Below are 25,581 nucleotides of genomic sequence, written 5' to 3' on the forward strand. Positions count from 1 at the left end.
AGATATGGGAACAGAACCAGAAGTAGATATGAACGAACTTGGCGAAAAAATAATCGCCGTAATAAAAACTATTTACGATCCAGAAATTCCAGTTGACATTTATGAACTCGGCCTTATATACGACGTTTTTATAAATGAAGACTTTGAAGTGAAAATATTGATGACCCTTACCACTCCAAACTGTCCGGTGGCAGAAAGTTTGCCAGCCGAGGTTCAAGATAAGGTGAAGTCTATGAAACAAATTAAAGATGCTGAAGTAGAAATGACCTTTGACCCACCTTGGAGCCAAGAATTAATGAGTGAAGAAGCACTTCTTGAATTAGGAATGCTTTAAATTCCACACAATCCCGATTAAATACTCATAGTATTTTATCGGGATTGTACCATAAATCCAAAATAACAAAACCAGTTGGAAAAAGAAATTGTAAATCGCGTAGCAAACAGTAAGCTTATAACCTTGAATCTTGAGGATTTTTATCCTACTGGAGAACGGGTTGCGTTTGATATTTCGCCCTGGTTAATGGAAGGGATTGTACTACGAGAAAAAGACTTTCGCCAACAAGCAAAAAATCACGATTGGAGTCAGTACCAAGATAAATTTGTGGCGCTCTTTTGCAGTACAGACGCCATTGTTCCCGGTTGGGCGTATTTATTACTTTCGCTACATTTAGTACCTTATACAAAAAAAGCAATTGTGGGAAACCTCCAAGAATTGGACAGTATTCTTTTTGCTGAAATACTAAAAGATTTGGATGTTTCGGAATATCAAGACAAATCCATAATTATTAAAGGGTGCGCCAACAAACCTATTCCGCAGAACGCCTATGTTCTTCTAGCCCAAAAACTTCAACCCATTGCGAAAAGCATCATGTATGGCGAAGCTTGTTCTTCCGTTCCGCTTTACAAAAAACCCAAGAATTAGCACCTTATTCAGGCAAATTCGTAACATTAATAATTATTTAGCAATTAATTTCATTGATTTTTCAAAATAGTGGTAATTTTGCACTCTCAAAAATTAAAAATAAAATGAAAAAATTAGTACTTCTTGCAGTACTCTTTACTGCACCCTTGGCGCTACTAGCCCAAGAAGAAACCGAGAAAGACACCATCCCAAATGGATGGACCCGATCAGGAAATATTTCGTTATTATTCAACCAAGCAGCTTTCAACCATGAATGGACTGGCGGTGGAACCTCTAACATTGCAGGAAACTTAGGCTTAAACTACGACTTTAACTATAAGCACGATAAGCTAACCTGGAACAACCGTATTATTGCAGAATATGGTCTTACTAAAAATAAAGACGATAAATATGCACGTAAAACGAATGACCGTTTAGAACTAAACTCTATTTTAGGAAGACAGATAAAAGAAAGCAACTGGTACTATTCATTTTTCCTAAACTTTAAAACCCAATTTACTTCAGGTTATGAATTTAACGAAGATCTTAACCCAGAAGATAATGGTTACCGTACCGAAGACTCTAAATTTATGTCTCCAGGCTACCTACAATTTGGCCCTGGAATGCTTTGGAAAAAGAACGACAACCTATATGTAAATATATCTCCTGCAACGGCACGCTTAATTTTTGTAAATAGCGCCTTTACAGATGTGGGGAACGATCCTATCGCTATTGCAGCATTTAATGAGGACCCATATTTTGGGGTAGAAGCAAACGAAACCATGCGCTTTGAGTTTGGCGCTTCCCTTTCGGCTTATGCTAAACTAGAGTTGATGAAAAATGTTTCCATGGAAAACATTTTAAATCTATATTCCAATTATTTGGAAGATCCTCAGAATGTGGATATTGACTATACCATGAATTTACTTTTTAAAGTAAACGACTACATCTCGGCAAACGTAGCTTTCCAAGCTATTTATGACGACAATGCCGTTAAAGGCTTCCAAATACGTGAAGCGCTTGGGATTGGCGTTACGTACGGCTTCTAAAGATAAAATAGCCCAAAATATTTTTAAAACCTCGTAGCACTTATATGCTGCGAGGTTTTATTGTTTTTAAACCATTGGCGTTTGCAAAAAATACGTGTAAAAATAGAGACCCTACTTATAGGATATTCATACCTTTGCCAAGTCTTTAAATATTTGGTTTGGCGAAACTTTTTAGCATTGGATTTTGGGGTTTTATAGCGCGGTTTATTCTAAGAAATCGAACAGGCATCTTAATTGTTATTGCACTTATTACCGTGCTTTTAGGCTTGCAATGGAAAAACATGCGGTTTACCTTTACCGAAGCAAACCTATTGCCTGATGACCATCCTGTAAATATTGAATACGATAAGTTTTTATCACATTTCGGCGAAGAAGGCAACCTAATTGTAATGGGTGTAAAAGACTCAAGCATCTTTACCCCTGAAAAATTTCAAGCCTGGAACCGACTTTCTAAAGATATTGGCAAGTTTGACGAGGTAGATCTCACCCTTTCAGTAGGAAGTCTTCAAAAGCTTCAAAAAAAGACCGATACTACTGGTTTTGAATTGGTTCCATTTATTAAAGATTCTGTTTTTACAACCGAAAGCTTGGCAAAACATAAAGACGAACTTTTTAATAAGCTTCCCTTTTATGACGGCCTTATTTATAGCCCCGATAAGCAATCCATTCGGTCTGCTATTTACCTTAAGAAAGATGTTGTAAATACTTCGGCAAGAAAGGATTTTGTTATAGAGGACCTTATTCCGTTAATTGAAAAATTTGAGGAGGACACCGGTGTGAACGTTTACACCTCGGGTATGCCTTATATTCGCACGTTAAATTCGCAAAGCATTATAGACGAAATAGGCCTTTTTATTGGTGCGGCGCTATTCGTTACCTCTCTTATCTTCTTCTTCTTTTTCCGCTCATGGCGCGCTACTTTTATTTCAATGATCACCGTTATTATTGGGGTAATGTGGGCTTTTGGATTTTTAGGTCTGCTGCATTATGAAATTACGGTGCTCACTGCCTTGATTCCACCGTTGATTATTGTAATTGGAATCCCCAACTGTATTTTCCTCATAAATAAGTATCAACAGGAAATAAAATTGCACGGAAACCAAGCAAAATCGCTACAACGTGTTATTTCTAAAGTTGGAAATGCCACACTAATGACCAACCTTACCACAGCTTCAGGCTTTGCTACCTTTATTTTAGTAAAAAGTGAGCTTTTAAGCGAGTTCGGTATCGTCGCCTCCATTAACATCGTGGCCATATTTTTATTGAGTTTGCTCATAATCCCAATCATATATAGCTATATGCCTGTGCCCAAGGAGAAGCATTTAAATCATTTAAACAAGGTTTGGATAAACAAAATTGTAGACTGGATAGAACGCATGGTAAAAGAACGGCGTATTACCATATACATAACTGCTGTTCTTGTGCTTTGCGCCAGTATTATTGGTATTTATAACATCAAAATCTCTGGAAGCCTTATTGAAGATATGCCGAAAAATACCGGATTCTTTGACGATATACGCTTTTTTGAAAAAGAATATGAAGGCATAATGCCATTGGAAATCATGGTGGACACCAAAAAGAAAAAAGGTGTTTTAAGTGGCGCCACTTTAAAGCGTATTGATAAATTACAGGAGCATATCCAGGAAATTCCAGAATTTGCGAAACCGATTTCAGTGGTAGAATTGGTGAAATATTCAAAACAAGCCTATTACAACGGAAATCCAGATTACTACCAACTTCCCAATAGTCAGGAGCGCGCATTTATACTTTCTTACGCCAAAAGTAGCGCCACAAATGCCGACTTATTGAGCAGCTATGTTGATAGCACCGGCCAATTTGCCCGTATCACTACGTTTATGAAAGATACGGAGCCAGACCGATTTAAACGCATAGAAGAAGATCTAAACTCTGAAATAGCCAAGGTTTTCCCGGAAGAACGCTATAATGTCTCAGTCACAGGAAAGGCATTAGTCTTTCAAAAAGGGACGCACTATTTGGTCAACAACCTAATCTTTTCCCTTTCCTTGGCCATATTATTAATTGCCCTTTTTATGGCATGGATGTTCCGAAGTTTTAAAATGATTATAATTTCGCTTATTCCAAATCTGCTGCCATTAATAATTACCGCCGGGGTAATGGGCTTTGTTGGGGTTCCGATAAAACCATCTACAATCTTGGTGTTTAGCATTGCTTTTGGTATATCGGTAGATGATACCATTCACTTTTTAGCAAAATACAGGCAAGAGCTGATAGCCAACAACTGGAAGATTAAAAAGTCGGTTTATGCAGCACTCCGTGAAAGTTCGGTAAGTATGTTCTATACCTCTATTGTACTTTTCTTTGGTTTTTCCGTATTTACCATTTCCAGCTTTGGCGGAACAGTTGCCTTAGGAGCTTTGGTTTCTATAACTTTGTTATTTGCAATGTCGGCCAACCTATTACTACTTCCTACACTGCTGCTTTCGTTAGAACGAAGTATTGCCAATAAGGAAACAATGAAAAAACCAGCCATTGAGATTTTGTCGAACGACGACGAAGACACTTCTGAAGAATGAATTTAGAATTCAGAATTAAAAAATTTATCTTTGCACTTTTTAAATTATAACTATGCAACACAAAACTATAGCCGAGCTCTTAAAACACGAACCTACACATCATGAAGTTGTAGTTCGCGGTTGGGTACGCTCTTTTAGAAGCAACAGGTTCATTGCGTTAAATGATGGATCTACTATTAAAACGCTACAATGTGTAGTTGATTTTGAAAATTTTGAAACGGAACTCCTTAAAAAAGTTACAATTGGTGCTGCCATTGAAGTAACTGGTGTTCTTGTTGAAAGTCAGGGTCGCGGGCAAACGGTAGAAATTCAAGTTTCGAAACTAAACGTTTTGGGCGAAGCAAACCCAGAAGATGTAAAACTTACTATTCTATCGCCAAAACGACATTCGCTAGAAACCTTACGCGAGCAGGCACATTTGCGCATCCGCACCAACACCTTTGGGGCCGTAATGCGTACCCGTTCAAAACTGGCATTTGCGGTTCATGAATATTTTCAGAAAAATGACTTCAACTATATGCATTCGCCTATTATTACCGGAAGTGATGCTGAGGGCGCTGGTGAAATGTTTAGCGTTTCGGCCATAGATCCAAAAAATCCTCCGCTTGATGAAAATGGAAACGTAAACTATCAAGAAGATTTTTTCGAAAAACAAACTCATCTTACTGTTAGTGGACAATTAGAAGCAGAAACCTATGCAATGGCACTGGGTAAAGTATATACCTTTGGCCCAACATTTAGAGCCGAAAACTCAAACACAAGCCGCCACCTGGCAGAATTTTGGATGATTGAGCCCGAAGTTGCCTTCAACGATTTGGATGCAAACATGGACTTGGCCGAGGACTTTATTAAATATGTTGTAAAGTATGTATTGGAGCACTGCGCCGATGATCTTGAGTTTCTTGAAAATAGGCTTTTAGAAGAAGAAAAGACCAAGCCGAAAAACGAACGTAGCGATATGAAACTACGGGAAAAGCTTCATTTTATTTTAGATAACAACTTCAAAAGAGTGAGTTACACCGAAGCAATTGATATTTTAATGAACTCCAAGCCCAATAAAAAGAAAAAATTCAAATATACTATTGAAGAATGGGGCGCCGATTTACAAAGCGAACATGAACGCTTTTTAGTGGAAAAACATTTTAAGTGCCCAGTTATTCTCTTTGATTATCCAGCCACAATCAAGGCATTCTATATGCGTTTGAACGATGATGGTAAAACGGTGCGTGCCATGGACGTACTTTTCCCCGGAATTGGAGAAATTGTAGGCGGATCGCAGCGGGAAGAACGCTATGACGTTTTAAAAGAGAAAATGGCTGCAATGGATATTGACGAAAAAGAGCTATATTGGTATTTAGATTTACGTAAATTCGGAAGTGCCGTTCATAGTGGTTTTGGTCTTGGCTTTGAACGCTTGGTGCAGTTTACAACGGGAATGGGGAACATTCGCGATGTAATACCTTATCCAAGAACGCCCGGAAACGCAGATTTTTAAGAATCGTTTTGATGCCAAAGGCAAGTTGTTATACATAAAAAATAACGCGGCAACTGGATTTACCACTTTAGACAAGCATCAAAACTCATAAGTTTTTAATAAAACTAGCTACTTAATTACTTTAGTAGCTGGTTTTTTTTAACTTTATAAGGTAGCAAATAGCACTATGTTAAAACAGCAATTAAATCTTAAACTATCGCAGAAATTATCGCCTCAACAAATACAGTTGATGAAGATGATACAGCTGCCTACGCAAGCTTTTGAGCAGCGAATATCGCAGGAGCTTGAGGACAACCCAGCCCTAGAAGGTGGAAAAGACGACACGGACGAGTTTGAAGACGAATTCAGCAATGAGGAATACGATGATGAAGGCAATGAAGTGATTGAAACTGAGATAAACGTTGATGACTACCTTAGTGATGATGAGGTACCAAGTTATAAGCTCTCTGCCAGGAACTACAGTGCTGACGATGAAGAACGCCAGATGCCCTATGCCGCTGGAACTTCCTTTACCCAGCATTTAATGCAGCAATTAAGAACCTATCGCATGGATGAGGAGGAAGAAGAGATTGCAAAATTTTTGGTGGGAAGCGTGGACGAAAGCGGATACATTCGTCGTGAAATTCAAGACATTGTGGACGATTTGGCCTTTACACAAAACGTTTACACAACTGAAGACAAGGTAGAAACCGTTCTAAAAACAGTTCAGGAGTTAGACCCTCCTGGTGTAGCTGCCCGTGATCTGCAAGAATGTTTATTGATTCAATTGGAGCGCAGAGTTGCCAGCCCATCAGTAGAATTAGCCATTTCAATCATGGAAGATTCCTTTGATCAGTTTAGTAAAAAGCATTATAAAAAACTTATTCAGAAGTTAGATATTACCGAAGATCAACTCAGGGAGGCCATTCATGAAATTGAAAGCCTAAACCCAAAACCTGGAGGCACCTATTCTGGAAATAATAGAATTGTAGAGCACGTTGTTCCAGATTTTGCCATAAAGATAGTTGACGGCGAATTAGACCTTACCCTAAATGGAAGGAATACTCCAGAGCTTCACGTAAGCCATGATTACACCAACATGCTAAAAGGCTACAAGGAGTCTAAAAAGAAGTCTAAGGCCCAAAAAGATGCTGTAATGTTTATTAAGCAAAAGCTAGATGCGGCCAAATGGTTTATTGACGCCATTAAACAAAGGCAACAGACTCTTTTTGTTACCATGAACGCTATCATGCACCACCAAAAGGAGTATTTTATGACGGGCGATGAAAGAAAACTAAAGCCCATGATTCTTAAAGATATTGCCGATAAAATTGATATGGATGTTTCAACCGTGTCTCGGGTTGCCAACAGCAAATATGTAGATACCCCTTACGGAACAAAATTAATTAAAGAGTTTTTCAGCGAATCGATGAAAAATGACCAAGGCGAAGATGTTTCAACTAGGGAGATTAAAAAGATTCTTGAAATAACCATTTCCGAAGAAAACAAAAGAAAGCCGCTTACAGATGACAAGCTGGCTAAAGTTTTATTAGAAAAAGGCTACCCAATTGCCAGACGCACGATTGCCAAGTATAGGGAACAACTGGATTTACCTGTGGCAAGACTCAGAAAAGAGATTTAATGAAATTATTTCTAAAGCTAGCTTCATATCTATTTCACCCTTTATTGATGCCGCTTTTGGGCGCTATCCTCTACTTTAGTGTTTCACCGCGGTACGCAGAGCCCGAGTTGATTCAAGCAAAGTTATTGGCAGTTGCTATTGTTAGTATTTTTATTCCTATCGTTGTTTTTTTTCTTTTAAAGAACATTAAAGTGGTAGATACCATCTACCTAAAAAAAGTGAAAGAGCGCAAGTTTCCGTTAATGATTCAATGCATTCTTTTGTTGCTCATCATTAAAATGGTTTTTGACCCCTATGATGATCGTGAAATGTACTACTATTTTGTGGGAGTTCTTTTATCGGCCTTTAGTGCACTTATAATGGTGTTTTTCAAACTAAAGATAAGTTTGCACCAAATGGGCGTAGCAGGAATATTACTATTTTTGGTAGGCTTGAGCGCACATTTTAAAATCAACCTACTCGTTACTATAAGCTTTTTTCTCTTTGTGAATGGATGGGTAGCCTCATCGCGATTAAATAGTGACTCACACACCTATCCAGAACTCGGAATTGGCTTTTTATTAGGTGCTATTCCCCAGCTTATTTTATTCAATCTTTGGTTATAGTATATAGAACATCAACCCAACTTTTAAGCTCTTAAAGCCCACAGGCTCGCCATCAACTGTTTCGGCGTTCTTAAAGAATGGGTTCAGACTATAGGAAGCAAAGAAGTTAAACGTATTATACCCAAAACTCAACGTAGCTGAAAGCCGGAGGGGATCAAATTCAGGTATATCTGTTTGATTTATGTTGTTTCCTGATTGTTTAAAGGTAGCTTTATACCAATAAGCATAACCTACCCTAAAACCAGCATAGACCCTCCAAAATTTATAGTTTGACGCTGTAGAGCTACGCCACCGGAATTCTACAGGTGCCTCGATAGTTGCAATGTTGAACCGGTTTCGTGTATAGTCTCGATCTAATACTCTAAAAACCGTTTTTCCGTTGGGTGTTTCCCCAATTGAAAGATTTTGACCAAACTGGTCTAAGGCTAGGCCCGCGCCTAAGGCAATTGCAATATTCCGGCGCTTATTTATCGGCATATCTCGCAAGTAGCCTAAATGTACACCTCCCGTAAGCCCCCTAACCTGAACGCTTGAAGGTAAATCTGTAGGAATATTGTAAGTAACCCCAATATAGAATTGATCTTCCCTATACAGCGAATCTTCGGTGGCATGCCTAATAGAGTCCTGTGCCAAGCTAGCACAAGAAACAAGCAGGAGAATAATAAAAACACAAGCTTTAGGTGGGTTTTGCATAAGGAGTAAAGGTAAATCTAATTTCACAAAAAGTGAAACAAAAAAAAACGCCTTATTCCGACGAATCGGGATAAAGCGTAATTTAATAAACTATTGAAATGCTTACTGATCTAATTGATTCCCTGGTGTGGTAATATAAATGATTTTAAGCATATTCAAATCTCTTAACTCTTGTTTAATATCAGTTACCATACCTGTGTTGGTATCTTCATCAACTTTAAGTGCAACCATAACTCTATCTTGAAGTTCAGGTAGCAGTTTTTGTCGCGCCTCTGTTAAGGCGTACTTTAGGTTGGTAACGTCTGTATATTTATCGCCAATTTGAATTTTGGCTTCAGATCCATATTTTTCTTGGTATCTTGAGCTTGGTTTCCCAGCATAAATATACACAGATCTATCTTTCTTGAGTTTCTCAACTTGATCTGCCTTTGGCAGCGTATTTTGAACCAACAAATTATCCTCACGCAATACGGTTACCACCATAAAAAAGAATAGTAACATAAACACAATATCTGGTAAAGACGCAGTGTTTACCGCAGGTAATTCGTTGCTTTTTTTCTTTCTAAACTTTGACATAGTTATCGTATTATGATCCAGATTTTTTAGGTTCGGCTTCAGAAAGCTTCATTGGAAACATTTTTTGAACAGTTTCCAGTTTTGGCTTTATAGCCTCTTCGTTTCCTTTGAAACTCCCTTCTTCTATCGCATTGCTTACTTCGGTAAATTTCCATCCATAAAGTCGCTCCGATTCCCTATCTCTTAAAAAGTTATATGCTGCAACCAGTTCGTTTTGAACGGCTATATACATTTTATACGAGGTAAGTCTATCGTTTTGTACAGAAATTACTGCCTTATCCGGATTATCTGATGATTTCTGATCTCGTTTACCTTTACAGTAATTACAATATTCCGGCGATCCTGAAGGTGCTCCTCCATTGTCTAGAAAAGCAATTGCGGCTTGGCGAAGATCTTTAAGTTCCATTAAGTTATCCTCAACCAATAGTTGATCAGCTCTGTTTACATTTACTATAAACAGGTTTTTCTCCTTAATTTTCACTTGTTCGTCCGTAGGCGGTTCTTTGGGCGGCAACTGTCTCGCGATACCCTTATCTTTCTCAATGGTAGTAGTTACCAGAAAAAAGATAAGCAGTAGGAACGCGATGTCGGCCATAGACCCTGCGTTTACTTCGGGTGTTGATCTTCTTGCCATTATTTAGTTACTTTTTTGATTCCGCTAAGCACCATTGACCCTATAGCCAAAATTGCCATAATATAAAAGGTGTATAACCCTGTACCTACCCATTTTGATCCGCTGGCAGAAAGCACGTCGCCTTCTGGCATTTGCATGGGGCTGCCATCGGCAAGCACGTATGATATAGCAACGACTAATAAAAATGCTCCTATAGAAAGTAAGGTACTCTTTATATTTCCTGCAAAAATTCCTTTTAATACGAAAAAGAGCACGAATAATATGGTTATAGCGAATGTTATGTAAGCCACATACAAAAAGCCATCTACACCTTCGCCTGTTTCAGCTACGGCAGTATCACCTTTTGCGATGATCATTGCAAGAAAAATAATCCCTGCAATGCTTAGAAGCAATGCTACTATTTTTAAAATTTTATGTAATGCCATCTTGTGGTTTGTTTAGATTTTATTATTTGTTTTGTAGTCGAACAACATATCGATTAAAGTAATAGAAGCATCCTCCATACTGTTAACAATACTATCAATTTTTGCAATAATATAGTTATAGAAAATTTGAAGAATAATCGCTACAATCAAACCGAATACTGTTGTTAAAAGTGCTACCTTAATACCACCTGCCACAAGAGAAGGGTTCATATCACCAGCTGACTGAATTTTATCAAAGGCAATAATCATCCCGATTACCGTACCCATGAAACCAAGCATTGGTGCCAGTGCGATAAATAAGGATATCCAAGAGACGTTTTTCTCAAGTTGCCCCATCTGCACACCACCGTAGGCTACAACTGCTTTTTCAGCAATGTCTATTCCTTCGTCGGCACGATCTAGACCTTGATAGTAAATTGAGGCAACAGGGCCCTTTGTGTTTCGGCACACTTCTTTAGCAGCTTCAATACCACCACTGTTTAGTGCGTCTTCAACATTTGCGGCCAATTTTTGAGTATTGGTAGTTGAAAGGTTAAGAAAAATAATTCTTTCAATAGCAATTGCCAATCCTAGAATTAAACATAGAAGTACAATTCCCATAAATCCAGGACCACCTTCCACAAAACGTTCTTTCAATTCTTGGTGAAAACCTCGATCTGCATCTGCTGCAGGAGCTGGTTCATCTTGAATAAAAGAAACTGTGGCTGCTGTAACCAAGGCTTGTGAGCTCGTTGGCATTGTTTGCGCTGTTGAAGCGTTTGCGTTTAACGTTCCCACAAAAACCATTGCGGTCACCGCCATAATAGAAAATAATTTTTTCATTGCTATCGACTTAAAGTTTGTTTTTAGTTAAGGGTTTAAAGATATAAAATAATTTAGTTAATCTACAAGAATATTAATTCGGTCTAAAAAAAGGCGTGTGTTATTTTTTGAAACACACTAAAAACCTGTGTTTTACATGTATCACTTCTTCTTACAAAACAATCCATTTTTTCTTAGTTTCAATAAGCGTCCTTCTACATCTGCACTTTTAAAAGCTATTGTCTACTATCACTGCTTACATTTTCCTTCCATAAATTTGCTGGAGCAAGCTCCGACAAATGGATTAGCTGCGCTGATCCCAAAAGGTTATGCTGGAAATACATTGTATTTCATCAGCTATCGCTGATTACATTTTTCCCTCCATAAATTTGCTGGAGCAAGCTCCGACAAACGGATTAGCTGCGCTGATCCCAAAAGGTTATGCTGGAAATACATTGTATTTCATCAGCTATCGCTGATTACATTTTTCCCTCCATAAATTTGCTGGAGCAAGCTCCGACAAACGGATTAGCTGCGCTGATCCCAAAAGGTTATGCTGGAAATACATTGTATTTCATCAGCTATCGCTGATTACATTTTTCCCTCCATAAATTTGCTGGAGCAAGCTCCGACAAATTTATTACAGGAAAAATGTACTCGCAGAGAGGAAGGGATTCGAACCCTCGATACGCTTTTGGCGTATACACACTTTCCAGGCGTGCGCCTTCGACCACTCGGCCACCTCTCTAAAGTTTTCTCCTTCAAAATAACCTTTTGACAAAGGGAGAACCTAAAAATTTCAAAAAACACTTTTCAAATGCTAAGCTTCTTAATCTAGAACGCCCATAATTTGAAACGGAATGCCAAATATCAAAAAAAAAACAACGCTATAAAAAATTTCGTCAATGTTTTTATAGCATTTCTCCCCGTAACGAGGTTTCAAATATGGTTTTGAAGCTGTTAGCAGATATATTTTGTCCCAACAAATACATTAATTTAGACAGTGCAGCCTCTGTTGTACAGTCTTTTCCGCTAATAACGCCCATTTTCTTAAGCTCAGTACTGGTTTCATACAGCCCCATATTTACGCTTCCTCCTGCACATTGGGTAATATTTACTACCGGAATCCCCTTTTTTATCACTCCTTTAAGTAAATCAATAAACCAAGATTCATTGGTTATATTTCCCGTTCCGTATGTTTCAAGAATCATCCCCCTCATTTCCGGATACGAGAAAAGGTGCTCAATGGTAGCCCGATCTATACCTGGAAACATTTTTACTAAGAGAATATTACTTTCTAACTTTTTATGAACCTTCAATTTCTTCCTTCGGTTTGGCTTGTAAAGGGCGTCTTCATTTACAACCAAATGAACACCACTCTGCACCAAGTCTGGATAGTTTAAGGAGGCAAAAGCTTCAAAATGCTCCGCGTTAATTTTCGTGGTCCTGTTGGCACGGTACAGCTTATACTCGAAATAAAGACAGACTTCGGCCACTTTGGACCTTCCCTTTTCCTGAAGGGATGCAATTTGAATAGAAGTAATTAAATTTTCCTTGGCATCTGTACGCAAATCGCCAATAGGAAGCTGAGAGCCCGTAAATACAACTGGTTTTCCCAAGTTTTCTAACATAAAACTTACTGCTGATGCAGTGTAAGACATGGTATCACTGCCGTGAAGCACTACAAAACCATCTATTTCTTCATAATTTTCCTCAATAATAGTCACTAGATCCACCCAATACTTAGGACTCATGTTAGAACTGTCAATGGGGTCTTCAAAAGTGGTAGTGGTAATGTTACAGTCCAACAACTTAAGTTCGGGAATATGGTTGAGCAGTTCATCAAAGTTGAAATTGCGCAATGCACCGGTTTCAAAATCTTTTATCATCCCGATTGTTCCACCTGTATATATAAGGAGTATGTTTGGTTTGGTTTTCATCATATTTCAATTCTTATAACACAATTCCGATTTACATGTTAGGCTGAAATCTAAACCGTATTATTTAGATTCTACCTACTTAAAAGATTATTCTATATATTAAAGACTTCTTTTGAATTTTGTGTAGTTACTCGCGCTACAGTTGCTTCCGAAACCTCGTAAAGTTCAGATAGTTTTTTACAAATTAGCTCCAGATAACTGCTTTCATTGCGTTTTCCGCGAAAGGGCACGGGGGCAAGATAAGGCGAATCTGTCTCCAAGACGATATGTTTTAGCGGAATCTGATTTAAAAAAGCATCAATCTTTCCGTTTTTAAAAGTAACCACGCCGCCAATGCCCAGTTTCATATTATACGAAATTGCCTGCTTAGCCTGCGCCAATGTACCCGTGAAGCAGTGAAAAATCCCGAAGAGATCTGGACCTTTTTCGGCTTCCAACACTTCAAATATTTCATCAAAAGCATCGCGACAATGGATAACGATGGGCAGTTTATACTTCTTAGCCAGCTGAATTTGTCTTCTAAAAGCTATTTTTTGAATCGCTAATGTAGATTTATCCCAATACAGATCAATTCCTATTTCGCCAACGGCATAAAAATTTTGCTTTTCAAACTGCGCCTCAACATGAGTCAGCTCCGTTTCGTAATTCTCCTTTACAGAGGTGGGGTGCAAGCCCATCATTAAAAAAACATTTTGGGGAAAATCTTTTTCCAAAGCATACATTGCTTCGGTATAGCTAGAATCTATTGCCGGAATAAAAAAGCGCTCAATACCAGCGCTAAAAGCCCTCTGCATTACTTTGTTACGATCTTCATCAAAGGCATTACTGTATAAATGGGTATGGGTATCTGTCAACATAACTGCAAAGCTACTTATTTTGTTTGCTATCTTTACACAAAAAAGTTAATGCAACTACGTAAATTTATGGAATCGGGCGGCTTTTACCGCATTCCCCTTAAAAAGCTCGCAACGGGCCACTATCTTTTTTCTGCAAAAATCAATACCATTTCGGGCGATTTCATACTTGATACAGGCGCTTCTACCAGTTGTGTAGCTCTATCTGAAAGCGCACACTTTTCACTTATTAGTGAAGAAAGCATCATAAAAGCTGCGGGAGCAGGAGCAATAAATATGGAAACAATGCTTTCGCGAAATAATAAATTCGGCATAAAGAAATGGGAAGTAAAAAACATGGATTTTGTTTTATTCGATCTTTCGCATGTTAATCAGGCACTTTCACAAGCTGAAGAAAAACCGGTACACGGAATTATTGGTGCAGACTTTCTAAAAAAACATAGAGCGGTGATTGATTACGGAAGAAACTGTTTCTACGTAAAGTAATACACAAAAACCAAGATCGGTTTTATTTCGTATAATTTAAGTATCTTTAATTCCTTCCCAAAAATTTTATTTGTGACTAAACGAACGGTTTTTTTATCGCTATTGCTTATGCTGGCCAATTTTTTGGGTATTTGCCAGGATGTTTCGCATTATAAAAAGATTGTAAAAACTACAGCTAATAAAGGAGCGAAACTTGCAGCATTAGACAGCATTTTAATACGGACCTACAAGACCGATCCCGACTCATTTATAACGTATAGCTTTCAGTACATTGCACTTGCTCAAGAATTGGATAGCACAGAAGCTGCAGCCAAAAAGGCAATGAACCTACAATATCCACTTACCAATTATAAAAATGACCCATTGCGAGCTATAACCGTAATCAATAGCGTTCTTGCCCGAAAATATAAAATAAAAGACAGCTCATTGTTGGGTGGTTTGCATATAAAACGCGGTAGCGCAAACAAGAAGGTAGATTTAAAAATAGCTATTGAAGATTATAACTTGGCCTTGTTAAACTTTGCCTCTACCGACACGTTAAATATTGCGGACACCTATTTATTTAGAGGGCAAGCCTACTCGCAATTAGGCAAGTTTATAGCGGCAAGTGAAGACTTTAAAACGGCATTCAATATTTATGAAGCCAAGGAAGCCTATAACTTTATGGTCTATACACAGCAAGGTATCATCAATATGTTCAGCATGAATGGTTTTTACAAAAAAGCCAAGATTGAGCGCGATGCCCTTATTGAGAAAATGAAAAGTTTGAAGTTGAATTCTCTTTTACCGAATGAATACTACAACCAGGCGCTGGATTATAAAAAGATGGGAAAACGCGATCTGGAGCTCAAATACCTATTAATGGCTAAAGAAAGCTATCAGGAAAAAATTTCGAGTGTTTCCACCTATATTGGTATCCACTCAAGACTTATTGAGTACTACTGTGAGCAAAATCAACTTGAAAAGGCTAAAAATCAACTTGACTTCTTGGAGGCTATGGATTTTGATCTTTCGGGAAATCCATTAGCCGAAATGAACTATTTAGGAGGAAAGGCAGCATACCTTAGAACTCAAGGAAAATTTGAGGAAACCTTAGAATTGCTTCAAAAAAGGTTACTTAGCTCCAAAAACCTGGGGATTGAAGATGAAATTATGGAAACCTATTCTGCTTTATCAGAAATATATTTTGATCTAGGCAACTACAAAGAAAGCTTGGAACACACGAAAAAAGCCACCGCTCTTAAAGACTCCATATACAATAAAAGTGTTGCAAATGCACTCGCCTACTACCAAACCTTATACGAAACGGAAAAAAACGAAAAAGAACTTGTAGAAAAAACTGCCAATATAAATCTTCTTGAAAAAGACAATGAGGGCTTTAAAAAAGTGATGCTCTTTGCAGGGGTTGCAACAATTTTAGGGTTCGGACTCGTACTACTTTACAGAAACCAAAGGTTTTTAAAGACGAATAAAATTCTTCAGGAAAAATTTAGTCAGGAATTATTGGTTTCGCAAGAAGGGGAACGAAGACGAATATCTAAAGACCTTCACGATGGAGTTGGACAACAATTATTGGTAATAAAAAACAAGCTCATTGCTAGTGGCGATAAGGATACCAAACAAATGGTAGATTACACCATAGAAGAAGTACGCGCTATATCTAGAGATTTGCACCCTTTTCAACTTCAGGAATTAGGGATAACCAAAGCCATTGAATTTACCATTAATCAAATAGATGAAAACACAAACCTTTTTATTTCAGCAGAAATAGATAATATTGACGATATATTTTCAAAAGAAGAAGAGGTAAATATTTTCAGGATCGTTCAAGAAAGTTTAAGTAACATACTAAAACATGCCCAAGCAGATGCAGGAAAAGTAGCGGTGAAAAAACTGAGCAACGCTATAATGATCTCCATTCGAGATAATGGTGTAGGCTTCAAATTTGAAGATAAATATCAAGATGTAAAATCATTAGGGCTAAAAACACTTTTAGAGCGAACTAAGTTTTTAAAAGGTCAAATGAAAGTTATATCTAAAAAAGAAACCGGTACGGTATTAGAATTTCAATTCCCAATATGAGCAAAAAAACCCCATCAATAATTATTGCAGACGACCACCCCCTACTCTTAAAAGGACTTAGTGATTTTTTAATGGAAAAAGGCTATAACCTTCTTGGAAAAGGAAATGATGGCAGAGAAGCCTACAACATGATAATCCAAATGAAGCCCGATATCGCGATTTTAGATATCCAGATGCCGTACATCTCTGGCCTAGAAATTGCAAAAAAATGCAGAGATCTTGATATAGAGACTAAAATTGTACTAATCACACTTCACAAAGAAAAGGAACTCTATCAAAAAGCGCAGGAGCTTAATATTTTTGGCTACATTTTAAAAGAGTTTGCACTCGAAGAAATTGAAACCTGTATAAAAACAGTAACTGAAAACACCCCGTTTTTTAGCAATAGAATAAAAGAGTTTATTGGTGTTAGTTTTGTCCAAAATGACGAACTTAGTGAGCTAACACCTTCAGAGCGAAAAATATTAAAGCTCATTGCCCAAGACAAAACCAATAAAGAAATAGCCTCACAACTATTCATTTCTCACAGAACCGTAGAAAAGCACCGAAGCAATATTATCAATAAGCTCAATATTGAGTCTAGGACCAACAGCCTTTTAATCTGGGCTAAAGAGAATCATGATAAGTTAATATAAACCAGATACGAAGGGCACATAAAAATATAAGACTAATACGCGTTCCAATTTCAGACCTAAACCCAATTTGCATCTTATAAATGGCTTAATCTCCTGGTGAACTTAGTTGTTACACGTGATATTTAGCTACACCAAAAGAACTTCATATTTGGCGTTGTACATTGATAGACAAAACATAAAGCCATAAAAAAATCCGGATACAATCCGGATTTTTTTTTATTATTAAATATCGTGAACCAAATTAAAGTTCTAGCGCACGTTTTACGTCGTTATCCATTAAGAATTCCTCAGGATTTTCAAGAGCTTCTTTAATCGCCACTAAGAACCCTACCGATTCTTTACCGTCAATAATTCTATGGTCATAAGATAAGGCCACATACATTATTGGCGCTACAACAATACCACCATCTCTAACTATAGGGCGCTCAACAATATTGTGCATTCCTAGAATTGCCGATTGCGGCGGATTAATGATTGGGGTTGAAAGCATGCTTCCGAAAACACCTCCGTTAGATATTGTAAAGGTACCTCCAGTCATTTCATCAACCGTAATTTTACCATCTCTAGCGCGTAACGCAAGTCTTTTTACCTCGTTCTCAACACCTCTAAAGCTAAGATTTTCAGCATTCCTGATTACTGGAACCATTAAACCTTTAGGTCCAGAAACCGCAATGGAAATATCTTTAAAGTCATAGCTAATCATGTAATCGCCATCAATCATTGAGTTTACATCTGGATAAAGCTCTAAAGCACGAACCACGGCCAAAGTAAAGAATGACATAAAGCCTAGCCCTACACCGTGTTTTTCTTTAAATTGCTCTTTGTACTTACTTCTTAAATCGAAAATAGGCGACATATCTACTTCATTAAAAGTAGTTAGCATTGCCGTTTCATTTTTAGCTGAAACCAAACGTTCTGCAACTTTTCTACGAAGCATTGAAAGTTTTTTACGCTCGCTGCCACGGCTTCCTTTTCCTGGGGTTCCCATGGAAGGAGTAGCAGAAACCGCATCTTGTTTTGTAACACGGCCATCGCGTCCGCTACCTTTTACGTCTTTAGAAGCCATTCCTTTTTCACCGAGAATTTTCTTGGCTGCCGGCGAAGCCGATCCTGTGGCATACGATTTTTTCTCAGGTGCAGCAGGCTTTGAAGCGGATTCTTTAGCAGTATCTGCTTTTTCCTTTTTGTCTTCTTTTGAATCTGACTTAGATTCATCTTTAGCGGAAGAATCACCTCCTCCTGGATTTTTGGCGTCTGTATCAATTAAACAAACCACATCTCCTACAGCAATTGTATCGCCTTCTTCGGCTTTCAAGGTGATAACACCACTAGCTTCCGCTGGAAGCTCCAAAGTTGCTTTATCGCTATCTACTTCGGCAACCGCTTGATCTTTTTCAACGTAATCGCCATCTTGTACCAACCAAGTTGCTATTTCAACTTCGGTGATGGATTCTCCCGGAGACGGGACTTTCATTTCTAATGCCATAATTTATTATTTATTGCAATCTAAAATTTACTAATTTTTATTCTCTATTTTTAGTTTTCCTGTAATTTCATTCTGAAAAACCATACAATCAATCTATTTCTAAAGATGAGATGTATTATTATCTTTTAAACAAAATACTTCCGCATGAGTAAAAATATTATTATTTCTTCTGAATACCTAATTGGATTTTTTTAACCCCAGAAGAAAACTATTTCATATTCTTATTAAAAACGTTTTCAATCACCTTTTTATGTCTGGCTTTTGAACGTACCGTACTTCCGGCGGCAGGAGCTGCATACATTTTTCTGCTACAAACTCTAAAGTTTTTCGCTTCTTCAAAATGCATGGAAATGTGAGAGTAGGCACCCATATTTCGAGGCTCTTCCTGTGCCCACACCACGTCATCGGCGTTTTTATATTTTTTGAGTATCTTTTTAATTGCTGCTGTAGGCAGTGGGAACAATTGTTCTATACGCACTAAGGCAACATCATCTCTTTTAAGTTCTTCTCTTTTTTCAAGCAGGTCGTAATAAAACTTACCAGTAACAAATACCAATGATTTTACTTTAGACACCTTAGCTTGTTCATCATCAATCAACATCTGGAAACTCCCATTTGCAAACTCTTCCTTAGTAGAAACAACTTTTGGATGACGCAATAAGCTCTTTGGCGTAAAGACAATTAAAGGTTTTCTATATTTCGTTTTCAGTTGACGTCGCAATAAATGAAACATATTTGCAGGAGTTGTTACATCGGCCACAAACATGTTATCAACTGCACACAACTGTAGATAACGCTCCATTCTACCTGATGAGTGTTCGGCACCTTGGCCTTCATACCCATGTGGTAAAAGCATAACCAAACCGTTTTGAAGCTTCCATTTGTCTTCAGCAGCCGAAATATATTGATCTATCATTATTTGCGCCCCATTGCTAAAGTCGCCAAATTGCGCTTCCCAAATGGTTAGAGATCTTGGACTTGCCATTGCATATCCATAATCAAAACCTACAACCCCGTATTCTGACAGCAATGAGTTGTAAATATAAAAGTTGGCCTGATCGCCTTTAAGGCTATTTAACAGCACTACCTCCTCTTCACTTTCTTCCACTTTCATAACGGCGTGTCGGTGCGAGAACGTTCCGCGCTCTACATCCTGCCCACTCATTCTAACGTCGTGCCCTTCTTTTAGCAAGCTTCCATAAGCAAGAAGCTCTCCCATAGCCCAATCCAGCTTGTTATCATCAAAGTACATAGCGTGTCTATGCGCTACAAGCTTGGTGATTTTTCTAAGGAACTTTTTATCTTCAGGCAGGTTAGTAATTGCCTTGGCTATTTCGTCGAGTTTTTTAAGGTCAAAAGTTGTATCAACTGGTTCTAACATTTGGCCATCCTTAGAATAGTCATAACCTTCCCACTCATCTTGCATAAATGGCGTAATGCTAGTTTTGTCTTCTTTTCTGGAATCTTCAAGATTTTCCTCCAGTTTACTTTTGTATTCTTTTTCTAGTTTTTTAGTGTATCCTTCATCTATAACGCCTTGCGCTCTGAGCTTTTCAGCATAAATATCACGCGGGTTTTGATGCTTAGCTATTGCCTTATAAAGTTTAGGCTGAGTAAATCTAGGCTCATCACCTTCGTTATGCCCATATTTTCTATACCCTAATAGATCAATAAAAACGTCGCGGCCAAACTCCATTCTAAAGTCTAATGCAAAAAGCATAGCATGCACTACGGCCTCTACATCATCAGCATTTACATGTAAAATTGGCGAAAATGTTACTTTACCCACATCTGTACAGTAAATAGACGAACGCGCATCTAAATAATTGGTTGTAAACCCAATTTGGTTATTGACCACAATATGTATGGTTCCACCCGTTTTATAGCCGTCTAATTGCGCCATCTGCACAATTTCATAAACAACACCCTGGCCAGCGATAGCTGCATCACCATGAACAATAATTGGCAATACTTGGCTTGGATCTTCCTTATAATGATCGTCTTGTTTAGAGCGTGAAATCCCTTGAACTACAGCCCCAACAGTTTCTAAATGTGAAGGGTTTGGTGCAATATTCAGGTTAATTTCCTTTCCGGAATCGGTCTTTCGTTTAGAAGTCCAACCAAGGTGGTATTTAACATCACCGTCAAAAATATCCTGTGCATAGTCTTTTCCGTCAAACTCGCTAAAAATATCTTTAGCGCTCTTCCCAAATATATTGGTCAAGGTACTCAAACGCCCCCGGTGCGCCATACCCATAACAAATTCCTTCACTCCTTTTTCGGCGGCATTCTCAATAAGCGTGTCTAAAGCAGGAATTAAGCTTTCACCTCCCTCAAGCGAGAAGCGCTTTTGACCTACATACTTGGTATGAAGAAAACTCTCAAAAGAAACGGCTTCATTGAGCTTTTTTAGAATGTGCTTTTTATGGTTTTCTGAAAAATTTGGTTGATTGTCATTGGTGTTCAGTCTTTGTTGAATCCAATCTATCTCTTCCGGATTGCGAATAAACATATACTCTGTCCCGATGGAATCGCAATAAATTTTTTCGAGATGTTCTATTATCTCTTCCAGCGTGGTTTCGCCAATCCCGATTACCTCTCCAGCTCTAAACTTGCCTTTCAAATCGTGCTGTGAAAGCCCAAAATTTTCTATGGCCAAGGTTGGAGCATATTGTCTCCTTTCGCGAACCGGGTTCGTTTTTGTGAAGAAATGCCCTCGAGTACGATAGCCGTCAATAAGCTTAAGCACCTGGAACTCTTTGATAACATCGGCGCAAATTGCACCGAGATCGTAATCTTCAGGTTCCGGTGCCGAGGCCTCTGGAGTAGCAAAAAGCTCTTGGCTTCCAGGTTCAGATCTAAAATCAAAACCTTGGAAGAAAGCTCTCCAACTTGGCTCTACACTGTCTGGGTATTGTAAATATTTTTCGTAAAGTTCCGCGATAAAAGAAGGATGAACCGCGTTTAAGAATGAAAATTTATCCATGATAAATATACAAATGGTCTTTTAAAATAAACGGTACAAATTTACAATAATTAACTACAATAGCTGGCTCGATTTCATATATTTATTGCCTGAAACTCTTAAAGTATTCATAATGACAAACGCGATAATCAGCTATATTTTAAAAATAACATTGTTAAGCTTTCTGCTTCTGAGCGCAAATCTATCTTTGGCCCAAAATCAACAAAGTGAATTCTGGAGCCATGTACGCTTTGGAGGTGGAATAGGCCTGAGCTTTGGTAATGGCTTTTTTAGCGGTACTATCGCACCCAGCGCCATTTACCAATTCAACAATCAATTTGCAGCCGGAATTTCACTTACTGGAACCTATGCTAGTCTTAAAAACAATACCAATGCTACTATTCTAGGCGGAAGCGTACTTGCACTATACAACGTAATACCACAAATTCAACTCTCCGCAGAATTTGAAGAATTGAACGTAAACCGAACGTATAAATATTTAGGAAGCCCAGATGTAACGAGTAATTATTGGTATCCGGCACTATATGTTGGCGCAGGGTTCCACTCCAGAAATATTACTGTAGGCATTCGCTATGACGTGCTCCACGACAACAAAAAAAGTATTTATGCCGAAGCTTGGGCTCCATTTGTAAGAGTTTATTTTTAAACCTTACGCAGCATTAAATACTCACCAAACTCACGAAGTAGCTCTTTTTTATCGGCAGCAATATTAATGTCATCCAAAACCGAATACGCTAGATTGTTATACTTGGCTATTTCGGCCTGTGTGGCTTCTGCAGCACCAGACTGAATAAAAATCTCCTTTACGGTTGCAATCTTATCGGTTGGATCTTTAGGGTTGATATCAAAAAGATGCTGAAGTTCCTTAGCCTGAGCAACAGAACCTTGTTGTGCTGCAATTAGGTATAGAAAAGTTTTTTTGTTTGAAATAATATCACCGCCAACCTGTTTTCCGAAGGTTTTAGGATCTCCGAAAACATCTAGATAATCATCCTGTAATTGAAAGGCAATCCCTAGATTTCTGCCAAATTGATAAATTCTGTCTTTATCTTCTTCTGCAGTTTTAGCCACAATTGCGCCCATCTTCATAGCTGCACCTACCAAAACAGCTGTTTTATGATCAATCATTTTTATATATTCTGAAAGGGTGACGTCGTCCCGAGTTTCAAAATCCATGTCGTGCTGCTGCCCCTCACACACTTGTAGCGCAGTTTCACTAAACAACCTCGCCAATTCCTGAAATAGTTTAGGCTCATATTTTTCAAAAAACTGATATGCCAAAATCAACATGGCATCTCCAGAAAGAATACCCGTATTGGTGTCCCATTTTTCATGAACGGTTTTTTTACCTCTTCGCAACGGCGCATTATCCATAATGTCGTCGTGAATTAGCGAAAAGTTATGAAACATTTCTATTGCTAATGCTGCGGGGACAGCCTTTTTAAAATCAACCCCAAAGAAATCGCAAACCATTAAAGTAAGCACAGGTCTAAGCCTTTTACCACCTAAAGATAGTATATATTTTACGGGGTCATATAGTTGATGTGGTTCATTTTGAGCCACCGCTGTGGTAAGATCAGCATCGAGAACGGCATTGTATTTCTTTAAAAATTCCATGAATCAAAAATTTTGGCTAAAGTAAAACAAGCTGAACAAATGCACACAATTAATAGGTTAAAAAAGCCTTTTGCACAATAGGATGTTAAATAAAACAAAACTTTGGAAACTTCTATTGTTTTTCTAGTTTCCTGGAATTACATTTGCGCCCGATTATGAAAGATAAGATTATTAATAAATCCACCGATCTTTTTTTAAAGTTAGGTTTTAAAAGTGTTACAATGGACGATATTGCCACCGAAATGGCCATATCAAAAAAAACCATTTACACACATTTTAAAAACAAAACCGAGCTTGTAAAGGAGTGTGCGTTTTCGGTTTTAAACAGCATTAGCGAAGGGATTGATGAAATTTGTGCTCTTGATATAGATCCAATTGAGGAGTTATTCCAGATTAAGAAGTTTATCATGCAAAAATTAAAAGACGATCAAACCTCAGCTCAGTTTCAACTTCAAAAATACTATCCAGAAATAAGCAGGAAGCTACATCACAATCAGTTGGAAAAAATGCTAGAATGCACCCGAAAAAACATAAAAAAGGGTATTTCAGAAGGTCTTTATCGCCCGAGCTTAGATTCAGATTTTATCGGGCGTCTTTATTTTATGGGCATTACCGGTATTCAAAACGAAGCCTTATTTCCTGTTGCAAAGTTTTCGCCTACATACAAAACCGAAGAATATCTAGAGTACCACCTACGCGGCATTGTAACGCCCGAAGGTTTAATTACACTAAATAAATTTATCACCGAGCATCAAGCCAATGTATAAAAAGATTATAATTTTCAGTTTTACCCTGTTTAGTCTTATGGGTTATTCGCAAGAGCGGCAAGATTATCGTTTTAGTTTAGAAGAAGCGGTAACTTTTGCACTGGACAGCAACTATACCTCCATTAACGCCAGACGCGATATTGCAAAGGCAATTAAGCAAAAATGGGAAACAACCGCACAAGGCCTTCCGCAAATAGACGGGAGCCTCACGTATCAAAATAATTTAAAACAGCCTGTTACTCTTATTCCCGGTGAATTTGGAGGCGGCGAACCCGGAACTTTTACTCCCGTAACCTTTGGCACCAAACAAAATGCCAATGCCGTTGCTACGTTAAATCAGCTTATTTTTGACGGCAGTTATCTGGTTGGCCTAAAAGCTGCAAAAGCATTTTTAAAATTCTCTGAAAATGCCAATGAAAAAAACCGCTTGGAAGTTAGAAAAGGCGTTATTAATGCGTACGGCAGTGTTTTATTGGCTCAGGAATTGGTTGACATTTTTGAAAAAAACAAAAGTAATTTAGAGCAAAACCTCAACGAAACCCAAAAAATTTACGAAAACGGTTTGGCCGAAGAAGAGAGCGTAGAGCAGCTTGAAATTACCTTATTAGATATTGAAACTCAGCTTAACAATGCACGCCGAAGTAAGGCTATAGCAAAACAAATGTTTAATCTCGCTCTTGGAATTAACGTGGAAACTCCTGTAACCCTAACAGAGAACCTAGATAAGTTAGCAGATGAAAATATCAGTCTTGCGCTATTGGATGCCGCTTTAAATATTGAAGATAACGTAGATTACAAAATTGCAAACAACCTTACCGAACAGCGCTTTTTTGAAATGAGACTCGAAAAAAGCAAATTTCTGCCCAAGCTTTCTGCTTTTGTAAATTATGGAACAGCAGCAAATAGTGATGATTTCACCTTTTTCAACGGAGATCAAAAATGGTATCAATCTTCCGTATTTGGCCTTAGCCTTAACGTTCCTATTTTCAGTAGTGGCATGCGCAGTGCAAGAGCCCAACGTGCAGAAGTTGCTTTAGACCAAGCTAAAACCGATTTTGAACAAAGTAAGAACCAAATAAAACTGGATCTTACCACTGCCAAAAGCAATTATCAATTTGCGATTGACAAATATGAAAATGCCAAGAAGAACCTTGCATTGGCAGAGCGAATTGAAGGGAAAAACCAGATAAAATTTACAGAAGGCCTGTCCTCCAGTTTTGATTTGCGCCAAGCACAAACACAGCTATACACCGCGCAACAACAATATTTTCAGGCAATGTTAGACGTCATTAACGAAAAAGCAAATTTAGAAACCGTTCTTAATCTTCCACAACTTCGAATAGATTCTGAAACAATAAAAAATCAATACTAAA

General features: G+C 38.0%; 23 protein-coding genes and 1 tRNA gene. 13 read left to right on the forward strand and 11 right to left on the reverse strand.

Annotation, left to right across the window (positions count from 1 at the left end):
* Positions 1-4 precede the first annotated feature (4 nt).
* The 7 genes from QPK98_RS02925 to QPK98_RS02955 all read left to right on the forward strand — a co-directional run bounded on the left by QPK98_RS02925 (position 5) and on the right by QPK98_RS02955 (position 8,226).
* Positions 5-334, forward strand: a complete 330-nt coding sequence (locus tag QPK98_RS02925; protein ID WP_310991505.1) for a DUF59 domain-containing protein — start codon at positions 5-7, stop codon at positions 332-334.
* A 75-nt stretch (positions 335-409) separates the two neighbouring features.
* A complete protein-coding gene (locus QPK98_RS02930; protein ID WP_310991506.1) occupies positions 410-922 on the forward strand; it encodes a DUF2480 family protein in 513 nt (170 codons plus the stop codon).
* 104 nt (positions 923-1,026) lie between these two features.
* Positions 1,027-1,950 carry a DUF3078 domain-containing protein gene (locus QPK98_RS02935; RefSeq protein WP_310991507.1) on the forward strand — a complete coding sequence of 308 codons (924 nt, stop codon included), beginning with the start codon at positions 1,027-1,029 and terminating at the stop codon, positions 1,948-1,950.
* 158 nt (positions 1,951-2,108) lie between these two features.
* Positions 2,109-4,505, forward strand: a complete 2,397-nt coding sequence (locus QPK98_RS02940; RefSeq protein ID WP_310991508.1) for an efflux RND transporter permease subunit — start codon at positions 2,109-2,111, stop codon at positions 4,503-4,505.
* 52 nt (positions 4,506-4,557) lie between these two features.
* Positions 4,558-6,000 carry an asparagine--tRNA ligase gene (gene asnS, locus QPK98_RS02945; RefSeq protein ID WP_310991509.1) on the forward strand — a complete coding sequence of 481 codons (1,443 nt, stop codon included), beginning with the start codon at positions 4,558-4,560 and terminating at the stop codon, positions 5,998-6,000.
* A gap of 166 nt (positions 6,001-6,166) precedes the next feature.
* Positions 6,167-7,621 carry an RNA polymerase factor sigma-54 gene (gene rpoN, locus QPK98_RS02950; RefSeq protein WP_310991510.1) on the forward strand — a complete coding sequence of 485 codons (1,455 nt, stop codon included), beginning with the start codon at positions 6,167-6,169 and terminating at the stop codon, positions 7,619-7,621.
* The gene (locus QPK98_RS02955) at positions 7,621-8,226 is read left to right on the forward strand and encodes a hypothetical protein (protein WP_310991511.1); all 606 of its coding nucleotides are present in this window, start codon (positions 7,621-7,623) and stop codon (positions 8,224-8,226) included. The genes rpoN and QPK98_RS02955 overlap by 1 nt, the downstream gene beginning before the upstream one ends.
* On the opposite strand, the gene QPK98_RS02960 is transcribed toward QPK98_RS02955, so the two are convergent.
* The 8 genes from QPK98_RS02960 to QPK98_RS02995 form a co-directional block, all read right to left on the reverse strand.
* The gene (locus tag QPK98_RS02960; RefSeq protein ID WP_310991512.1) at positions 8,221-8,919 is read right to left on the reverse strand and encodes a porin family protein; all 699 of its coding nucleotides are present in this window, start codon (positions 8,917-8,919) and stop codon (positions 8,221-8,223) included. The two genes, QPK98_RS02955 and QPK98_RS02960, sit on opposite strands and share 6 nt — an antisense overlap.
* 102 nt (positions 8,920-9,021) lie before the next feature.
* A complete protein-coding gene (locus tag QPK98_RS02965; RefSeq protein ID WP_310991513.1) occupies positions 9,022-9,495 on the reverse strand; it encodes an ExbD/TolR family protein in 474 nt (157 codons plus the stop codon).
* 10 nt (positions 9,496-9,505) lie between these two features.
* Positions 9,506-10,129, reverse strand: coding sequence for an ExbD/TolR family protein (locus QPK98_RS02970; protein WP_310991514.1), 624 nt, complete (start codon positions 10,127-10,129; stop codon positions 9,506-9,508).
* Positions 10,129-10,554 (reverse strand): hypothetical protein, encoded by a 426-nt coding sequence (locus QPK98_RS02975; RefSeq protein WP_310991515.1) that lies wholly within the window; start codon positions 10,552-10,554, stop codon positions 10,129-10,131. Before QPK98_RS02975 ends, QPK98_RS02970 begins: the two co-directional genes overlap by 1 nt.
* Before the next feature lie 12 nt (positions 10,555-10,566).
* Complete coding sequence (locus QPK98_RS02980) at positions 10,567-11,376, reverse strand: MotA/TolQ/ExbB proton channel family protein (protein ID WP_310991516.1); 810 nt, start codon at positions 11,374-11,376, stop codon at positions 10,567-10,569.
* Positions 11,377-12,015: 639 nt separating this feature from the next.
* Positions 12,016-12,103 (reverse strand) — tRNA-Ser (locus QPK98_RS02985).
* A 163-nt stretch (positions 12,104-12,266) separates the two neighbouring features.
* Positions 12,267-13,295 (reverse strand): asparaginase, encoded by a 1,029-nt coding sequence (locus QPK98_RS02990; RefSeq protein WP_310991739.1) that lies wholly within the window; start codon positions 13,293-13,295, stop codon positions 12,267-12,269.
* A gap of 92 nt (positions 13,296-13,387) precedes the next feature.
* On the reverse strand, positions 13,388-14,152 hold the full coding sequence (locus QPK98_RS02995) for a TatD family hydrolase (RefSeq protein WP_310991517.1): 765 nt from the start codon (positions 14,150-14,152) through the stop codon (positions 13,388-13,390).
* A 48-nt stretch (positions 14,153-14,200) separates the two neighbouring features.
* On the opposite strand from QPK98_RS02995, the gene QPK98_RS03000 reads away from it, so the two are divergent.
* The 3 genes from QPK98_RS03000 (at position 14,201) to QPK98_RS03010 (ending at position 17,352) form a co-directional block, all read left to right on the forward strand.
* The gene (locus tag QPK98_RS03000; protein WP_310991518.1) at positions 14,201-14,635 is read left to right on the forward strand and encodes a retropepsin-like aspartic protease family protein; all 435 of its coding nucleotides are present in this window, start codon (positions 14,201-14,203) and stop codon (positions 14,633-14,635) included.
* 72 nt (positions 14,636-14,707) lie between these two features.
* Entirely contained in the window at positions 14,708-16,717 is a 2,010-nt protein-coding gene (locus QPK98_RS03005) for an ATP-binding protein (RefSeq protein WP_310991519.1), read from the forward strand.
* Positions 16,714-17,352, forward strand: a complete 639-nt coding sequence (locus QPK98_RS03010; RefSeq protein WP_310991520.1) for a response regulator — start codon at positions 16,714-16,716, stop codon at positions 17,350-17,352. The genes QPK98_RS03005 and QPK98_RS03010 overlap by 4 nt, the downstream gene beginning before the upstream one ends.
* A 241-nt stretch (positions 17,353-17,593) precedes the next feature.
* On the opposite strand, the gene odhB is transcribed toward QPK98_RS03010, so the two are convergent.
* Both odhB and QPK98_RS03020 read right to left on the reverse strand, forming a co-directional pair.
* Positions 17,594-18,838 (reverse strand): 2-oxoglutarate dehydrogenase complex dihydrolipoyllysine-residue succinyltransferase, encoded by a 1,245-nt coding sequence (odhB, locus tag QPK98_RS03015; RefSeq protein WP_310991521.1) that lies wholly within the window; start codon positions 18,836-18,838, stop codon positions 17,594-17,596.
* A 208-nt stretch (positions 18,839-19,046) separates the two neighbouring features.
* The gene (locus tag QPK98_RS03020) at positions 19,047-21,824 is read right to left on the reverse strand and encodes a 2-oxoglutarate dehydrogenase E1 component (protein WP_310991522.1); all 2,778 of its coding nucleotides are present in this window, start codon (positions 21,822-21,824) and stop codon (positions 19,047-19,049) included.
* Between the two features lie 112 nt (positions 21,825-21,936).
* Between QPK98_RS03020 and QPK98_RS03025 the strand changes: the two genes are divergently transcribed.
* A complete protein-coding gene (locus QPK98_RS03025; protein WP_310991523.1) occupies positions 21,937-22,470 on the forward strand; it encodes an alpha-ketoglutarate decarboxylase in 534 nt (177 codons plus the stop codon).
* Here QPK98_RS03025 and QPK98_RS03030 read toward each other — a convergent pair.
* Positions 22,467-23,441: a polyprenyl synthetase family protein gene (locus tag QPK98_RS03030; RefSeq protein ID WP_310991524.1), complete on the reverse strand. Its 975-nt coding sequence runs from the start codon at positions 23,439-23,441 to the stop codon at positions 22,467-22,469. The two genes, QPK98_RS03025 and QPK98_RS03030, sit on opposite strands and share 4 nt — an antisense overlap.
* A gap of 155 nt (positions 23,442-23,596) precedes the next feature.
* Here QPK98_RS03030 and QPK98_RS03035 point away from each other — a divergent pair, with 155 nt between their 5' ends.
* Entirely contained in the window at positions 23,597-24,208 is a 612-nt protein-coding gene (locus QPK98_RS03035) for a TetR/AcrR family transcriptional regulator (protein ID WP_310991525.1), read from the forward strand.
* A complete protein-coding gene (locus QPK98_RS03040; protein ID WP_310991526.1) occupies positions 24,201-25,580 on the forward strand; it encodes a TolC family protein in 1,380 nt (459 codons plus the stop codon). The genes QPK98_RS03035 and QPK98_RS03040 overlap by 8 nt, the downstream gene beginning before the upstream one ends.
* Position 25,581: the final 1 nt, after the last annotated feature.

Source organism: Aequorivita marina (assembly GCF_031631895.2).
GTDB lineage: Bacteria > Bacteroidota > Bacteroidia > Flavobacteriales > Flavobacteriaceae > Aequorivita > Aequorivita marina.

Bases quoted from the DNA above. Each gene is read 5' to 3' on its own strand.
- QPK98_RS02925 (WP_310991505.1), top strand. From the start codon at position 5: ATGGGAACAGAACCAGAAGTAGATATGAACGAACTTGGCGAAAAAATA.
- QPK98_RS02935 (WP_310991507.1), top strand. From the start codon at position 1,027: ATGAAAAAATTAGTACTTCTTGCAGTACTCTTTACTGCACCCTTGGCG.
- asnS (WP_310991509.1), top strand. From the start codon at position 4,558: ATGCAACACAAAACTATAGCCGAGCTCTTAAAACACGAACCTACACAT.
- rpoN (WP_310991510.1), top strand. From the start codon at position 6,167: ATGTTAAAACAGCAATTAAATCTTAAACTATCGCAGAAATTATCGCCT.
- QPK98_RS02955 (WP_310991511.1), top strand. From the start codon at position 7,621: ATGAAATTATTTCTAAAGCTAGCTTCATATCTATTTCACCCTTTATTG.
- QPK98_RS02960 (WP_310991512.1), bottom strand. From the start codon at position 8,919: ATGCAAAACCCACCTAAAGCTTGTGTTTTTATTATTCTCCTGCTTGTT.
- QPK98_RS02965 (WP_310991513.1), bottom strand. From the start codon at position 9,495: ATGTCAAAGTTTAGAAAGAAAAAAAGCAACGAATTACCTGCGGTAAAC.
- QPK98_RS02970 (WP_310991514.1), bottom strand. From the start codon at position 10,129: ATGGCAAGAAGATCAACACCCGAAGTAAACGCAGGGTCTATGGCCGAC.
- QPK98_RS02975 (WP_310991515.1), bottom strand. From the start codon at position 10,554: ATGGCATTACATAAAATTTTAAAAATAGTAGCATTGCTTCTAAGCATT.
- QPK98_RS02980 (WP_310991516.1), bottom strand. From the start codon at position 11,376: ATGAAAAAATTATTTTCTATTATGGCGGTGACCGCAATGGTTTTTGTG.
- QPK98_RS02990 (WP_310991739.1), bottom strand. From the start codon at position 13,295: ATGAAAACCAAACCAAACATACTCCTTATATATACAGGTGGAACAATC.
- QPK98_RS02995 (WP_310991517.1), bottom strand. From the start codon at position 14,152: ATGTTGACAGATACCCATACCCATTTATACAGTAATGCCTTTGATGAA.
- QPK98_RS03000 (WP_310991518.1), top strand. From the start codon at position 14,201: ATGCAACTACGTAAATTTATGGAATCGGGCGGCTTTTACCGCATTCCC.
- QPK98_RS03010 (WP_310991520.1), top strand. From the start codon at position 16,714: ATGAGCAAAAAAACCCCATCAATAATTATTGCAGACGACCACCCCCTA.
- odhB (WP_310991521.1), bottom strand. From the start codon at position 18,838: ATGGCATTAGAAATGAAAGTCCCGTCTCCGGGAGAATCCATCACCGAA.
- QPK98_RS03020 (WP_310991522.1), bottom strand. From the start codon at position 21,824: ATGGATAAATTTTCATTCTTAAACGCGGTTCATCCTTCTTTTATCGCG.
- QPK98_RS03025 (WP_310991523.1), top strand. From the start codon at position 21,937: ATGACAAACGCGATAATCAGCTATATTTTAAAAATAACATTGTTAAGC.
- QPK98_RS03030 (WP_310991524.1), bottom strand. From the start codon at position 23,441: ATGGAATTTTTAAAGAAATACAATGCCGTTCTCGATGCTGATCTTACC.
- QPK98_RS03035 (WP_310991525.1), top strand. From the start codon at position 23,597: ATGAAAGATAAGATTATTAATAAATCCACCGATCTTTTTTTAAAGTTA.
- QPK98_RS03040 (WP_310991526.1), top strand. From the start codon at position 24,201: ATGTATAAAAAGATTATAATTTTCAGTTTTACCCTGTTTAGTCTTATG.